We start from the raw sequence: 15,809 nt of genomic DNA on the forward strand, positions 1-15,809 counted from the left end.
GAAGGAGGAATCCCGTGCGAAGATCGTACCGGAGCCATGCGAGTTGGCTCCTGCTGACGCTGTGGTTGGTTGCCGGTACGTCTCCCGTGCTCCGCGCGGCTCCGCCTGCTGGTAGTGACGCCAAGGGCGTCGAGTTCTTTGAAACTCAGATTCGCCCGCTCTTGGCAAACCAGTGTTATCAGTGCCATAGCCAAGAAAGCAAGAAGGCCAGGGGGGGGCTGCTGCTCGACAGCCAGGAGGGGCTACTCAAAGGAGGCGATTCTGGCCCATTTTTTGTGGCCGGCGACCCCGAGAAAAGCCTGCTGATTAAGGCCGTGCGCTACAAGGAGGAAGACCTGCGCATGCCGCCTGACGGCAAAAGGCTGACCGAGACGCAGGTCGCCGATCTCGAAGCGTGGGTGAGAATGGGAGCGCCGCTGCCGCGAGCGGGCGTTCAGGAGGATAAGATCAGGGCGAGTGCGCGCACGCACTGGGCCTTCCAACCGGTGAAGCGACCCGCACTTCCAACGGTCAAGAATCAACGCTGGGGGCAATCAGCGGTTGATGCGTTCATTCTCGCAAAACTCGAACCCGCTGGAATGCAGCCGGCGCGACCAGCGAACAAACGAACCTTGATCCGGCGGGCGACTTATGACCTGATCGGGTTGCCGCCGACACCGGAGGAAGTCGCGGCCTTCGTGGCGGACACGTCCCCCAACGCGTTCGCAACAGTCGTGGATCGTTTGCTCGCCTCGCCCCATTACGGCGAACGCTGGGGCCGTCACTGGCTGGATGTGGCCCGATACGCCACGACCGACAGTCCCTACGCCTTCACATATCGCGATTACGTGATTCGCGCGTTCAACGACGATCTGCCTTACGATGAATTCCTTCTCCAACAATTTGCGGCGGATCAACTGGGCCTCGGCGAGAACAAACGAGCGCTGGCCGGTCTTGGGTTCCTGACCCTAGGCCGGCAGTTCGAGAACTTCCACGATACGATCGACGACCGGATCGACGTCGTCACGCGCGGCACGATGGCGCTGTCGGTCAGTTGCGCGCGGTGCCACGATCACAAGTACGATCCGATCCCCACCCGCGATTATTACGCCCTCCACGGCGTCTTCGCCAGTTCCGTCGCGCCGGACGAACTGCCCCTCCTCGGCATCGCACTCGATCCGAAAGCGTACGCGGAGTATGTGCCAAAACGCGAGTCACTCCAGGCGAAGCTGGATAACTTCATCCGCAAGCAGGAGGCGGAAGTCCTCAAGCAGCACCGCCGGCAAACAGCCAAGTGCCTGCTCTTAAGCCGGGAACCGGCCAAATTGGCCGAACTGATCAAGGAAAACTTTGGGTTGAGCGACCGGAAGATCCTCCAGGCCGGGGCCACGCGTTGGCTGAGGGCATTGGAAAAAATGAACCGGGAGTCCGATCCGATCTTCGCTCCGTGGTTCGCCTTTGCGGCACTGCCGAGTTCGGAATTCGCCGACCGGGCCAAAACACTGTCGGCCAACATCGCGGCCAACTCTTTCGTCCATCCCGTGAACTCTCTGGTGGCCCAGGCTTTTGCAGGCGAACCACCGACCTCTTTGAAGGATGTGGCGGAGCGCTACGACAAGCTGTTCGAGGACGCGGACAAGCGATGGCAAGAGACACAGAGCGAGGCCGATCGGGAGACCAACTCAGCCTCCCCCCAGACACTGCCTGACGCCGAGCAGGAAGCGCTGCGCCAGGTCTTTTACGGCAAGGACAGCCCCGGCAACTTGCCAACCGAGTTGATGCGGCAGTTATTTAGCACGACGGCGCTCATGCAGTTGGGACCACTCCAGGCAGAAATCAATCGACTTGAGGCCAATCATCCGGGCGCTCCCCTGCGAGCCATGGCGCTCGTGGACAGTCCGCGACCGGCGAACAGCAGGGTGTTCATCCGTGGGAACCCGGACCGGCTGGGCGAGGAGGCTCCCCGCATGTTTCTGGCAATTCTGTCGGGAGACGTACGGGAGCCGTTCAGCCGCGGCAGCGGCCGACTGGAACTGGCCCGAGCCATCGCCAGCCGAGAGAATCCCCTCACGGCCCGCGTCATGGTGAACCGCCTCTGGCTCCATCATTTTGGTGCCGGTCTGGTGGCGACTCCCGACGACTTTGGGTTACGCTCCGATCCACCGAGCCATCCCGAACTGCTGGACTACCTTGCCTGGCGGTTCATCGAGGATGGTTGGTCGCTCAAGAAACTACACCGTGTGCTGATGCTGTCAAGCGTTTACCAGCAACAGAGCGATAACAACCTGCGCTACGAGACGTTGGACCCAGATAACCGGCTGCTTTCGAGAATGAACCGCCGGCGACTCGACTTCGAATCGATCAGGGACACGCTCCTGTTGGTTGCGGGCAATCTGGACCATTCCCAGGGGGGACGTCCGGTTGATCTGCTCAAGCAGCGGGAAGGCCGCTTCACCAATCGCCGCACGGTGTATGGAACCATTGATCGCAATGACTTGCTTGCGCTCTACCGGGTCTTCGATTTTGCCAACCCGGATCTGTCCACGGCCCAGCGTGACGCCACCACCGTGCCGCAACAATCGCTCTTTTTTCTGAACAGCCCCTTTGTCATGGAACAAGCGTGCAGGATGGTGGACCGGCCCTCCTTCCAACGGCTCAACGACAAAGCAGAGCGGGTTCGCGACCTCTATCAACGTGTCTATCAACGCGATCCCTCCGCGGAAGAAATCCAAAGGGGGCTGCGTTTCCTCCAAGGCACGTCGGCTTCAACGGGCACCGAGGAGACGCCCCAGAAGCAGCCGCTGACTCCCCAGGAACGCTATGCCCAGGTCTTGCTGATGACGAACGAGCTAATGTTTGTTGACTGAAGTCTCTTTGAATGAATAGGTGTTATGCATCAGCAGTCGAAGGGCGTGGAATGATGGCCGTTTGCATCCAGGAAATGGCTCGGCATATGCTGGCGGATTACGACGCCAGGACACCGGGCCGGGGCGTTGACAAACCGCTCGACATGACGACCGTCCAGGCATACGCTCTTCAGGCGGAGATCGCCCGGCTGCGTGAGCAACGCGGGGAAAGAGTCATCGGCTACAAGGTCGGCTGCACGAGCAGAGCAATCCAGCTGCAGTTGGGCGTCGAGGAGCCGATCTTCGGCAGGCTTTTCGCCACGGGATGTCATTCGAATGGCGTGCATCTCTCGTCCACGCGCTATGCCAACCTGGCCGTGGAGGGGGAGCTGGCGGTGCGGCTATCCAAGGACTTGCCCAGACAGGCCCCGTCAGCGGAGGAGTGTCGAGAGGCTATCGCCGATCTGTTTCCGGTGATCGAGTTGCACCACTTTGTCCTTCCCGCCACCTGGGCTCCCGGTCATTGGTTGATCGCGAGCGGCGGCATGCACGCGGGATTCGTGCTAGCAGAAACGGAGACAAGCCACCCGAGGTTGCAGCCCTTTGCGAGCAGCCTTCGCGTCCGAATCAACGAGGTGGTCGTCGGGTCAGTGGACGATGCCGCGTGGTCTCACTGCCCGATCGAATCGCTGCGTTGGCTGGCCGGCCGGCTCGCGCAGTTCGGACTACAGCTTTGCAAGGGCCAGGTGATCCTGACCGGTTCGCCCATGAGATTGTTTCCGGTTGCCCCTGGCAGCCGCATCGTCGTCGAAACGCCGCCCTTGGGAGCGAGTTGCGTCAAGATCGATCCCTAGTTCCACAAACGACCGGAGTCCAGGAAATGGGGTACGACGGCACATTGGTGTTGGATTTCCTAGCGAAGACGCACCAGACGTCACTGCTGACCGATCGGGAGAAGCACCTCGTGGGACTGGCCGTGACCATGACTCGCGGCTGCCAGGTCTGTACTCGGAGCCGAATCGAGAAAGCACGGGAGGCCGGCATCGGGGACGACCTGCTGAATGCCTTGGTTGCGATCGTGTCCGCCGTCAACGCCGGGGTCGCCGCGGCCACGGCGCGGGAGGGCTTCCGCATCGCCGACGCAGCTTCGGCCGAGGAATGTGGTCCCCTCTGTTCGGCTGAGCAACCGCCGGCCGCCGAGAGGGAGACCACAGCACGGAGGGGAGAGGGATGAAGACTACCCCGAGCTTTGGCAGGCGGAACTCGACCAAACCTCATACGTCTGCGGTCCCAAGGTGGAGCAATCCACGCATAAACCGCTGTAAAGTCTGCGCTCAGTCGCCGATTTCCTTCCGCAGCTCCTTGGCCTCGGGGTGGTCGGGGTCGTCCTTGAGCAAGGTGTCGAGGGTTGCCTTGGCCGCATTGCGGTTGCCGAGGCCGAGTTGGGCCTTGGCGAGCCGGACTTTCAGGTCGTTGGGTCGCTTGGCTTTCAGGTCGATCGCGGTCTGGTATTCCTCGATGGCCGGGGCGAACTTCTTCTGAGCGGCCAGGGCATCGGCCAGGAAGGTGTGACAGGCGGGGTCGTAGACGTTGACGTAGAGGCACTCCATCGCCCATTTCTCGGCCTGGTCGGGCTGCTTGGCGGCCAGGTGTCGCTCGGCCAGCGCCTTGCGGACGTCGAGGTCGTCGGCGTCGTTGTCGGCGATCATGGCCAGGTCGGTCAGGAACTTGGCGTCGTTCTTCTGCCGCAGGTGAACCCGGGCCAGGCCGGCGATCCACTTGGTGTGGACCGGGTCGTCACGGCGGGCGATCTCGTAGAGTCGCTCAGCCTCGTCGAGCTTCCCTGCCTTCATTTGGAGCTCGGCCAGGAGGTCGATCACCCGCTCGTTGGGCTTGTCCGGGTCGAGGGCCGGCTCGAGAACCGCCAGCGCCGCGTCTTCGTCACCGATCGTGACGAGCAGGCGCGCCTTGACGTAGCTGGCCAGGGGTTGGTGGGGCACGGCTTTGAGCGCTTTTTCGGCGAACGGGCGGGCCTCTTTGAGGTCGCGTCGGGCAAAGTGCTCGTAGGCCATCCGAGCGTTCAGGTCGGCGTCGTCCGGCTTGTCCTTGAGCATCCGCTCAAGCTGTGAGAACTTGATCGGCTTCTCGTCGTTGACCCGGGTCCGGATCGTCTTGACCACCTCGTCGAGCGAGGTCAGGTACTCGGCCTCGAAGTCGGCCTTCTCGACATTGAAGCAGGCGGCGATCGCCCGGTCGGTCGTCAGGCCGCGGCGGTAGGCGCCGAGCATTTTGATCAAGGCGTCGGAGCCAAATCGCTTGAGCATGTATTGCGCGTAGAGTTGAGCCTGGCAATACGCCATCTGGCGGTCGTCGGGTTCCTTGGGGCGGATGAAGCCAAGGTTGATCGTGTCGAGGTTGAGGAGCTTCGATCGGCTCGGCACCCGCTCCAGGAGGAGTTTGTTCCACTCCTGAGGGCGAGGGAACCCTTCGCTCTCGACGGCCAGGGCCTCGGTGTACCAGTGCGGAATGTTGAAGTCGGTCTGCTGCAAGGTGATGACGTGAACGAGTTCGTGTTTGAGCACTCGAGCCCAGTTGAATGGCTTGCCGGTGGCGCGAGGGCTGGCCAGGGCGACCACCTTGCCCGTGCAGGCGCCGACGGTCGGGATGAACGGCAGGCCGATCGTCCGGCCGCTGAACCACGTGTGATCCTTCAAGATCTCGATCTGGGTCAGCTCGGGCGGGGAATAGCCGAATCGGGTGGTCAGCTCGCCGTGGATCGACTCGAGGTAGCGCCCCATGTACTTGCCCAGGAGCTCGTCCTGCTTGGGGTCGACCAGGACGCTGTAATGCTCGGTGAGGATCGGCTTATACGAGGCCATGTGCTTGAGCACGAGCATCTGGTTATTGGCGCGGACGTTGAACGGGTCCGCGGCGAAGGCGGCCTGAAAGAGGTCGCGAGCCTCGCTCTCACGGCCGATCTGCATATAGAGCATTCCGAGACCGATCGGAGCCTCAGCACGCCTGGGGTCGGCGGCCGCGGCGAGCAGGAAGGCGCGTTCGGCCGAGTGGTACTTGCGACGGTCAGCCAAGCGCTCGCCGAGGGCGGCGTAGAAGGTGGCCGGTCTGGGGTTATCGGCCAGGGCGATCGCCTCGACGACCGCAGCGCCGACCGGATCGACCAGCAAGCGGGACGAGGCGGCGAGTCGGGCCAGGGCGTCCTGATCGTGTCGGTTCTCGGCGACCGCCTTCTGAGCGGCGGCCAGGGCGTCGGAAAAGCGCTCGTCGGAAATGTTCAGGTCGGCCAGCAAGATGTGTGCAGGGGCATACCGCGGGTTGATCGCCAGGGCCCTTTCGACCTTGGCTCGACCGGCGGCCAGCTTGTATCCTTGGAGATCGGCGTTGCCGAGTGTGACCAGGATTTCGGCGGCCAGCGGATTGATCTCCAAGGCCCGGGCGAGTTCCTTCGCCGCCGCGGCCTCGTTGTAGCCGGAGAGGAACAAGCGACCCTCGAGCCAGGGGGCCTGCCAGCAGCGGGGGTCGGCACTGAGCGCGGCTTCGTAGATCTGGTTGATCACATCGTTGAGCGACTCGCTCAGCTCGTCCCCGCGCGCCATAGCCCGAAAATAACGCTCGGAGGCCTGGCCGACGATCAGGAGCGCCTCGGCGTCCTTGACGATGTCGGCCTGGCGTTCGTTGTACCGGTCGACGAACCACTTCCAGGCGTCAACCGCTCGATCAAGTTCGCCCCGGGCCTCCAGGAGGCGGGCTTCGACCCAACGCGCGGCGATGTGGTTGGGATCGGCCTTGAGCGCTTGTTGCGCTGCCGCAACGGCCGCTTCCCAGTCGCCGCGCCCGAAGTGCAAGTCGGCCACCCGGGCGGCGAGATCGGCGTTTTGGGGCTGTTGCGCGGCAAGGTCGGTCAAGACAGCGACGGCCTTCTCAACCTCTCCCTGGCTGGCCAGACAGTCGGCCTGGCCGAGCACGGCCTTGGCGCGAGCGGGCGCGGGGAGGTCGGCCTCCTTGAGAATCGCCTCGTACGCCTCCTGAGCCTCGGCGTAGTGGCCAGTCTGCAAAAGCCGGCGGGCCTCATCGAGCCCGTCGGCTCCGGCCACCATCGTCACGAGCAAAGTCAGTAGAATTTCGCCGAGCATACCCACCTCCTGTTCCTTTCCACGCTAACATAGGGGACGGAGGAAATGAACCACCGAATCGCATGCGGCGACACGGATCAAGGCGAGGTCGAACCATGGCCAACACGAAACCCATGTACCGTCTGGTGGTTTTCGAGGAAGTGGATGACCCTCAGGGGGTCCGTGACCTCTTTTGCAAGGTGACGGGCATTCACCCCACCGACGCCATGCAATGGATTGCGCGGGCCCCTGGGGTCTGGCCCAAGCCGCTGACCGAGGCCGAGACGCGATCCCTGCTCGACGGTCTGTTCGAGTATGGCGTGCCGGCCGAGGCGTGGCGTGTCGACCAGTTCCCCGACATCGTCCCCCCTCGCAAGATCCACACCGCCGCCTGTCTGCCGGAAGGCTTCCGAGTCCAAGGACTCCACGGCGAAGCGACTCATTGGGTTCCCTGGGATCGAATCGAACTGATCAGTGCCGGGCGGATCGACACGGAGGACGTCTTCCGCAAGGCCAGCCCACCGACATGGTCCGCCGCACTGGCCGTGGGGCTCCGGGCCATCACGCTCCGGGTCGGCAAGCCGCCCGACCGCAGCAAACGAGCGAGCCGAGTCCTTCGCGACCCGGTCGGCGAGGCGATCATCGTCCGACGCGACCCTCTGATCGCTTTTCGAATCATCGAAAACCAGATGAACTACGCCTACCTGGGGGACCGCCTGAGCCCCAAAGCCTCGGAAAACTTCCCCGTGTTCCTGGCCGACCTCTGCGCCCGAGCCGAGCAAGCCGACGTTACTCCGCTCACTCAGTCGATCGTGGAGCACAAAGACCCGGCCGAGTCGGCCTTTCCGAGCTCACAAGCCCTCCTGGATTACTCAACTCACCGGCTCCTCTGGTGCTGGTATCGCCGCGCCCGCGACAAGCAACGTCTCGAAGAGACGGGCTTTTGAGCAGACGTTCACGGATTTCCTTATGCTTCTTCTACGATCCGTGACCGAGCGCGAACCTCGATAGATTTCCGGCTCGGTCGAATCCGTCGTACGGCCGGCCCGGCCGTATCCCCCTCGGTCCAGGGCCATTCCTCGGACTCGCGCCGACCCCGAGGGAATTACGGCCGGGCCGGCCGTGCTACTGAAAACCAACCTGTGGCGGAAACCGCAAGAATCATCAGTGCTTTCGCTCCGTCGCGGATCGTTGATTTTTATTTCGTAAAGCCTCGCTGAAACCGTCAAAAAGTCATCATCAACTCGCAAATCGGTTCGCGGCAAGGCTCGAATCCCTCCCGTAATGCGGGCACGGTCCATCATCCCGATCTCCTTGCCCCAAGGGTGGTTAAGATGGTGGGCCGTGCCCACCCTACGGGAATTATTAGGCCGACGATGATGCCAAGGCCAGCCGCGTTGACGTTAGGGAGAAACGGGTTCGGCGAAGCGTTACTCGGTTCGAGCCTGAGCGACTGGGTCGTGCACACGGTTCACGCCGGCCCCTGCGCCCTGGTTGAACGAGGCGGCCTTGATGAGCCGAGGCCTCGGGCAAACGTTATCGAGAACGTCGCCAGCCGTCCCTCGGCGTCTCCTGGCCGGAGTCCCACCGACGGTACGCCCACCTGGTCGAATGGGCATCGAGCACTGATAAGTTGAGGCGATGGTTCGCCGACCACGTCGCTTTGAATCTCTATCCAATGATCCGCAACAGGGCGAAAAGCAGGCCGACAATTGGCAAGGCCGGCCAAGGTGGCTCCGACAAGTGCCCTTGGCCCTCTGACAATTGCTTGAACTCGCCTGGAATAACAGCCGGGCCGGCCGAACGACTGAATTTCGTCGAAAACCCCTTGCGCCAATGGACAGAAATAGCGTGACAGGCTCCTCGCCCCCTCACAACCGGCCGCACGTTCAAGACAGACAATCACAGACCTGAGAACAATCGAATCCCTGCAGGTTTCAAAAAATTTCAAGTAATTCTACACTCACAACGACAACGTCTCAGGTCATTGTCTATTCAAGCTTTATGTTCCAAAAAGTCCCCCTCACCCCACTTCTCAGGCGTGGGTTGGCTCGACAAAGCCATGGAAGAAATTGCCTGATCCGTGTATGATTTCCATGATCCATGCACTCGGGACGTGCATCCTGACTCGCTCGGTCTTCTCATGAACCACTCCGCAGAATCGGAGCTCACGTGAGAAGTGCGAGACCAGCGAGAACTTAAAAAAAATGGATTTTCCCCTGGGGACTGCTCCACCAAAGCCTGGTGATTCCTCCCTGAGACGGCTCACCCGCTTTACCTGAATCGCGATCTCTCAAGAGGTCGAAAAAAATCAAACTACATCCTCATCAGTTAATGTCCTTTTTAATCAGGGCATGACTGACGCGGGCCGGATCGCTCCCGGTCTGTTTCTTTCGTTATTTCTTGCAAGAGGTTATCCCCATCGTGCGTTCTCTTCGAATCCTTTTGATCAGCTATTGCGCCTACCTGACACTCCCGCTTCTCACAATGTCACTGACCGGTTGCGGCGGAGCCAGCAGCGAGACGCAAGCCACACCGGGGCCCACGCCGCAGGACGAGGACATTCGCAAGCAGATGATCGAGTTCGAGAAATCGAAAGCGAAATCCCGCAAAAAGTAGGCCCTCACACCAAACCAGGCACACGGTCACCCCTCGACCGCCCGCTTCCGGCTCGCTTCTGTTCCCGGACAGGACAGGTTCCACGTCCGAAGGTCCTGCCATGGCCTTTGAGGATTCAGGGCAGGCGGCCCGCCGAAGGGCCAGCTTGGCGATCAATTGATCGTCGAGATGTTCATCTTTCCTAATTTGCTGAGGATCGAGCATGACAAGTCGAAGCATTAAGCGGGGATTCACGCTGATCGAGCTCTTGGTGGTGATCGCCATCATCGCCGTCCTGATCGCGTTGCTGTTGCCGGCCGTGCAGGCGGCACGTGAAGCGGCCCGTCGTTCGCAGTGCACGAACAACCTCAAGCAGCTTGGGTTGGCGATGCACAATTATTTGTCTTCCAACAACGTCTTCCCGCTGGGGGCGTCGCTGGCGGCCGATAGCCCGACGACCCAGGCCTCTTGGAACAATTGGGGGGCTCAGGCCCTGATGCTGCCCGCGATGGAGCAGACGGCCCTCTACAACGCGATCAACTTCAACTACGGTTGCCGAAACGCCAGTGGGACCACCGCCGGGCCGATCAACTCCACGGCGGCCAACTCCAAGGTCGCTGCGTTTCTTTGCCCCTCCGACAGCAACGCGGGCCAGACCAACCTCAACAGCTACCACGGCTCGATGGGCACGACCCCCGCGAACAACCGGACGGGCAGCTCGGGGATGTTCACCTTCCGAATGGCCTACGGGATCGAGAGCCTCACGGATGGGAGCAGCAACACCATCGCCTTCTCCGAAGCCCTGGCCAGCGACTATGCCAGTGGCGCGATCCGCAAGCCGGCGAATGGAGTCGGCAACGCCGGCGGCGACACCTCGACGATCCAGCAAATGATCAGCGCCGGCACGAACCCGGCCGCGATCCAGGCGGCGCTGACCGCTTGTAACACCGCCTGGCAGGCCGGCTCGAACATCGGGATCGATCGCGGCCGTTACTGGGCGAACGGGATCGAGGGATACACGATGTTCAATACCATCGTCACCCCCAACTCTAAGCAGAACGGCTGGAATTACTGCCGGTTGGATTGCTGCAGCACGGCCGGCAACGCGCACTTCACCAAGGCGTCGAGCAACCACTCCGGCGGTGTCAATACCCTGCTGGGCGACGGCAGCGTCCGGTTCATCAAAGACTCGATCTCGCAGGTGACCTGGTGGGCGCTCGGCACCCGCGACGGCGGCGAAACGATCAGCTCCGACTCGTACTGAGCTGCCGCCTCATTGCGCGGATGCGAAGGAACCCGGAATCGATCGAAAGCAAAAAAAGAAGAAAAAAGGGGGGGGGAGCCGTCTGGCTTCCCCCCTTTCTCAATTTCCAATGGATCAACGCTGCAAATCAGTGCTCCTCCCTCACGTCTCGATGCCGAAGCCAGCTTTGGTGAAGAGTCGCACCAAGAATCGCCCCGCAAAACCAGATCATCCGGGCCACCTTTACATAATCCCCATGCCCCTGATAGACTTATCACGCAAACGCCCTTGGCAGGGGACGCCAGGATCTCCAGGCGGAGGACGCCAACCAACCCACCGCCCCCATTCCACCAATCAGAGGTTGCAGGAGAGACATTTCCGTGCCCCAACAAGACCGTTATCTGTTCACGAGCGAGTCGGTCTCGATGGGCCATCCTGATAAGATGGCCGATCAGATCTCCGACGGCATCCTCGACGCGATCTTCAAGCAGGATCCGAAAGCGCGGGTGGCGTGCGAGACTTTGCTGACGACCGGGCTGGTGGTTGTGGCGGGTGAGATCACGACCACGGCGTCTGTCGACTACGCCAGCGTGGTCCGGCAAGTTGTCGAAGAGGTGGGCTACACCTCCAGCGAGATGGGCTTCGACGCCAAGACCTGTGCGGTGATGGTGGCTCTGGGCAAGCAATCGCCCGACATCGCCCAAGGGGTCAACGACGACGCCGAGAAGGGCAAAGACATCGGGGCCGGCGACCAGGGCCTGATGTTCGGCTACGCCGCCAACGAAACGCCCGAACTGATGCCGATGCCGATTGCCCTGGCGCATCGAATCATCAACCGAATCACCGAACTCCGCAAGAACGGCACGATCAAGTGGCTCCGCCCTGACAGCAAGAGCCAGGTCACCGTCGAATACGTCGACGGCAAGCCGGTCCGGATCGACGCGGTGGTCGTCTCGACCCAGACCGATGAGACGCCGATCGAAGAGATCCGCAAGGTCATCAAGGAGCAGGTGATCCTGCCCGTGCTGCCCAAGGACATGGTCGACGCCGAGACCAAGTACTACATCAACCCGACCGGCCGGTTCGTCGTGGGTGGCCCCTGCGGTGACGCTGGCCTGACGGGCCGCAAGATCATCGTCGACACCTACGGAGGCGCGGGTCGCCACGGCGGTGGGGCGTTCAGCGGCAAGGATCCCACAAAGGTTGACCGCTCGGCCGCCTACATGGCCCGCTACGTCGCCAAGAACGTGGTGGCGGCCGGCCTGGCCGACCGCTGCGAAATCCAGTTCGCCTACGCCATCGGCGTCTCCGAACCGGTCAGCGTCCACGTCGACACCTTCGGCACCGGGCAGATCGCCGACGCCCAGATCGCCGAGTTGGTTCGCAAGACCTTCCCGCTGAACCCGTCGGGCATCATCAAGCACCTCGACCTGCGCCGCCCGATCTACCAGAAGACCGCCAGCGGCGGCCACTTCGGACGCTCGGAGCCTGAGTTCACCTGGGAGCGCACCGACAAGGCCGATGCCCTCCGCAAGGCGATCGGCAGCCTGGCGACCGCCTGATCGAGTCGGATCGAACGGATCCTCAACATTCCCGACCGAAGCCCGTTTTCTCCCGGGAAGACGGGCTTCGTTTTTTATTTCTTCCTTGACGTAGGCTTTTCATGCCGTCGCCATTATCAGAGGCTGCACGCGCGGCGTATTCCAAGGCGTTTGGCCTCGAGCCGACAGTCCTGGCCCAGGCTCCCGGCCGGGTCGAACTGCTGGGCAACCACACCGACTATAATGGCGGCCTGGTCCTGGCCACGGCCATCGACCGCGGCACGGTCATTGCCGGCCGGAGCATCCCCGAGCGCGAGGGCCAAGTCCGCTCGACCGGGTTCCCGGACCCGGACCGGTTCGACCTCGAGGCTCTCGAAACCGACGCGCCGGGGGCGTGGGGTCGTTATGTCCGAGGCGTGGTCTGGACGCTCCGAGAAGCTCACGGGCCGTTTCAAGGAGGGTTCCAGGCGGCGATCGCTGGTGACGTCCCCTTGGGAGCGGGCCTCTCCAGCTCCGCGAGCCTTCAGGCGGCCCTGGCCCTGTTCCTGCTGCAGGCAGGTGTGACCGGCCAGACCGCCGACCTCGACGACCCTGCGAGAATGGCCCTGGCCAAGCGGCTCCAACGGGGCGAAAACGAGTTCGTCGGGGTCCAGTCGGGGCTTCTCGACCAGTTCTCCGTCCTCTTCGGCCGCGCGGGCATGGCGTTGAGCCTCGACTGCCGCAGCCTCGAGTACGAGCGGCTCTCCCTGGGCTCGCCGCCACCCGCGATCGTCATCTGCGACTCGAAGACCTCGCGGCGACTGGCCGACGGGATGTACAACCAGAGACGCGCGGAGTGCGAGCGGGTCGTCGCCTTCTTCCAGGCCAAGCGCGGCCCCGAGGCGGTCACCTGGCTCCGCGACGTGACGCTCGAGGAGTTGCAGGACGCCTGGAGCCGGCTCGACACGGTCGGGCGGATCCGCGCCCGGCACGTTCTGTCCGAGAACGAGCGGGTCCGGCAGGGGGTCGAGGCGCTCCGCGCCGGTGACTCCGCGAGACTCGGCCACCTGATGTCGGATTCGCACGCCTCAAGCCGTGACGACTTCGCCAACAGCTCATCGTACCTCGAGACGCTGATCGAGTCGGCCGAGGAAGCCCCCGGCTATCTCGGCGGCAAGCTCTCGGGCGCAGGCTGGGCGGGCTGCACGGTCAACCTCGTCGAGGCGACGAAAGCGGACGACTTCGCCGCCGCGGTCCGTCACCATTACACCAGGCGGACCGCCATCGTGCCGGACGTCCACATCTGCCACGCCGCCGCCGGCGCCTCCGGGCTCTGACCCGGATCTCCAAAGGACATTGGCCGAATTGTCAGGCCCCGTCGCGCCTTCACAACCGGCCACTTCGGGCGAACAATTGGCACGGTCGCAGCGCCAATCCGCAGGGTACAGAGAAGGGACTCTCACCAACGGGAAGCTTCACCGGAGAATCATCAATGCCCTGGGCACGTATCCTGGCCGACCTTGTTGTCGTCTTTCACGCCTGTTTCGTGGCCTTCGTCGTCTTCGGGATGGTGGCGATCGTGGTCGGCCTCGTGTTAGGTTGGTCTTGGGTGCGGAACTTCTGGTTCCGGTCCCTGCACCTGGCCGCCATCGCCGTCGTCACCGCGCAAACGCTGGCCGGGATGATGTGCCCGCTGACGATCCTGGAGAACCAACTGCGGCGTCAGGCAGGGCAGCAGACCTACCCGGGAGCATTCATCGGCTACTGGGCGCACCACCTGATCTTCTTCGAGGCGGAGCCATGGGTGTTCAACGTCGCTTACACCCTGTTCGGCCTGGCCGTCGCGGGCGCCTTTCTCCTGGGCCCGCCCCGCTGGCCCTGGCGGCAGACCGTCGCAACGAACCAAGAAACGACCCCTCACGCTCCTTGACCTCTCTTGATCAGGGCGCGTGCCCAACCGGCTCATCTCCCGCGTGAAGGAGTGTCCGATGTCAGGAACTCGCCCCCTCTTGCTGCTGGCCGCCTTGCTCCTCTCGACGTCAACGTCAGCCGAGACGTGCCTCTCTCCGTTCGTGAAGCGGCTCGATCGCCCCGAGAAGTTTCTTTACGTTTTCTGCGTGGATGCGGACGCGAAAGACAACGACTTCGTCGCCGTGATCGACGTCAATCCCGACAGCTCAGCCTACGGGACGTTGGTTCACACGTTGGATCTCGGGACCAAGGGGAACGAAACCCATCACTGGGGCTTCACCGATGACCGAACCCGGATCTGGGCGGGAGGCTTGCTCTCGAGCCGGGTCTGGATCATCGACGTCGCCACCGACCCGGCGAAGCCGAGGATTGAAACGGTCCTCGAAGAGATCCCCCAGAGGACAGGGCTCTCGGGCCCCCACACCTACTACGCCCTGCCGGGCCGAATGCTGGTCAACTTCCTGGGGGCGGCCGACGGAGGACTTCCCGCCGGCATGGCCGAGTTCACCAACGACGGCAAGTTCATCCGCCGGATCGAGAATCCGAAAGAGGCCCCTTACGGCTACGACGTGGCCATCAAGCCCGGCCTGAACCGAATGGTCTCCAGCAGCTTCACCCCGCGGCGAAACTACAAGAAGCCGCTGGCGCAGATGGACATGAAAGACTTCGGCAGCGAGATGGTCGTCTGGGACTTCAAGGAGCGCAAGCCGCTCCAAGTCGGCAAGGCAGGGCTCGCCCCCTTGGAGGTGCGTTGGAGCTTGAAGCCCGAGAACAACTACGGGTTCACCAACTGCGCGCTCGACAACTCGATCTGGCTCTTTCGAGGCCGGTCCGACGGCCCCTACGAGTTCAAGAAGATCGCCCAGACCGGAGCGTTCCCGGTCGACCTGCGGCAGAGCCCCGACGACCGCTACCTGTTCGTGAGTTGCTTCGGCGACAACCTGATCCAGCAGTGGGACGTCACCGACCCCGACCAGCCCAAGCTCTTCAGCACCGTCTCCCCGGTCGTTCAGCCCAACATGATGCACCTGACCGGCGACGGCAAGCGGATGTACGTGACCAACTCACTGCTCTCGACCCTGGACCACGCCGGCCGGTTCTTCGTCCGCCTCGTCCACGTCGGCCCTGATGGCATGAAGGTCGACCCGTTCTTCAACGTTGACCTGAACAAGCTCCCCACCGGCCCAGCGCGGGGACATGACATGCTCATCAACTGACCGGTCCCGTTCGAGGCCGAGGAGCGACTTCAGACATGGTCACCGCGGCAAAGCGAATCGACATGACGATCCTCCCGCCACGTGGCCGTCTGGCCGTGGCGGGGCGGCTGCCTCGAAGACTACGCCGGCTTCGAGGCATTGGCGTACTGGCAGGCCAGGCCATGGGGGACACGCCGGACCAGGCGGAACGTGTGGCCGCCGGAGTCCTTTTGTCCTCAAGGAGCGAGCCGTCGCTGACCGCCCCCATTACCGGCCCAGGTCGCCGCCCGCACATGGTTCGACCGTTTCCTATTTTGGCTGTCCTT

General features: G+C 62.8%; 11 protein-coding genes. 10 read left to right on the forward strand and 1 reads right to left on the reverse strand.

Annotated elements, in window-relative coordinates; translation table 11 throughout:
- Positions 1 to 14: 14 nt before the first annotated feature.
- The 3 genes from V5E97_RS02750 to V5E97_RS02760 all read left to right on the forward strand — a co-directional run bounded on the left by V5E97_RS02750 (position 15) and on the right by V5E97_RS02760 (position 4,059).
- The gene (locus V5E97_RS02750) at positions 15 to 2,846 is read left to right on the forward strand and encodes a PSD1 and planctomycete cytochrome C domain-containing protein (RefSeq protein WP_406697760.1); all 2,832 of its coding nucleotides are present in this window, start codon (positions 15 to 17) and stop codon (positions 2,844 to 2,846) included.
- A gap of 86 nt (positions 2,847 to 2,932) precedes the next feature.
- Positions 2,933 to 3,679, forward strand: a complete 747-nt coding sequence (locus V5E97_RS02755) for a 2-keto-4-pentenoate hydratase (protein WP_406697761.1) — start codon at positions 2,933 to 2,935, stop codon at positions 3,677 to 3,679.
- 26 nt (positions 3,680 to 3,705) lie between these two features.
- Positions 3,706 to 4,059, forward strand: coding sequence for a carboxymuconolactone decarboxylase family protein (locus V5E97_RS02760; RefSeq protein WP_406697762.1), 354 nt, complete (start codon positions 3,706 to 3,708; stop codon positions 4,057 to 4,059).
- Between the two features lie 100 nt (positions 4,060 to 4,159).
- Here the strand turns inward: V5E97_RS02760 and V5E97_RS02765 are convergent, their stop codons facing one another.
- Positions 4,160 to 6,976: a tetratricopeptide repeat protein gene (locus V5E97_RS02765; RefSeq protein ID WP_406697763.1), complete on the reverse strand. Its 2,817-nt coding sequence runs from the start codon at positions 6,974 to 6,976 to the stop codon at positions 4,160 to 4,162.
- 95 nt (positions 6,977 to 7,071) lie between these two features.
- On the opposite strand from V5E97_RS02765, the gene V5E97_RS02770 reads away from it, so the two are divergent.
- From V5E97_RS02770 to V5E97_RS02800, 7 genes are all read left to right on the forward strand, one after another.
- Positions 7,072 to 7,902, forward strand: a complete 831-nt coding sequence (locus V5E97_RS02770; RefSeq protein ID WP_406697764.1) for a hypothetical protein — start codon at positions 7,072 to 7,074, stop codon at positions 7,900 to 7,902.
- Between the two features lie 1,477 nt (positions 7,903 to 9,379).
- Positions 9,380 to 9,574 (forward strand): hypothetical protein, encoded by a 195-nt coding sequence (locus V5E97_RS02775; RefSeq protein WP_406697765.1) that lies wholly within the window; start codon positions 9,380 to 9,382, stop codon positions 9,572 to 9,574.
- Positions 9,575 to 9,776: 202 nt separating this feature from the next.
- On the forward strand, positions 9,777 to 10,817 hold the full coding sequence (locus V5E97_RS02780; protein WP_406697766.1) for a DUF1559 family PulG-like putative transporter: 1,041 nt from the start codon (positions 9,777 to 9,779) through the stop codon (positions 10,815 to 10,817).
- A gap of 404 nt (positions 10,818 to 11,221) precedes the next feature.
- Positions 11,222 to 12,358, forward strand: coding sequence for a methionine adenosyltransferase (metK, locus tag V5E97_RS02785; RefSeq protein WP_406701117.1), 1,137 nt, complete (start codon positions 11,222 to 11,224; stop codon positions 12,356 to 12,358).
- Between the two features lie 101 nt (positions 12,359 to 12,459).
- Positions 12,460 to 13,653, forward strand: coding sequence for a galactokinase (gene galK / locus V5E97_RS02790; protein ID WP_406697767.1), 1,194 nt, complete (start codon positions 12,460 to 12,462; stop codon positions 13,651 to 13,653).
- A gap of 155 nt (positions 13,654 to 13,808) precedes the next feature.
- A complete protein-coding gene (locus V5E97_RS02795) occupies positions 13,809 to 14,246 on the forward strand; it encodes a DUF2784 domain-containing protein (RefSeq protein WP_406697768.1) in 438 nt (145 codons plus the stop codon).
- Positions 14,247 to 14,304: 58 nt separating this feature from the next.
- Entirely contained in the window at positions 14,305 to 15,504 is a 1,200-nt protein-coding gene (locus V5E97_RS02800; protein WP_406697769.1) for a selenium-binding protein SBP56-related protein, read from the forward strand.
- Positions 15,505 to 15,809 lie beyond the last annotated feature (305 nt).

Origin of the sequence: Singulisphaera photorubra, from assembly GCF_045290345.1 — a bacterium.
In the GTDB taxonomy this organism is placed as follows: domain Bacteria; phylum Planctomycetota; class Planctomycetia; order Isosphaerales; family Isosphaeraceae; genus Singulisphaera.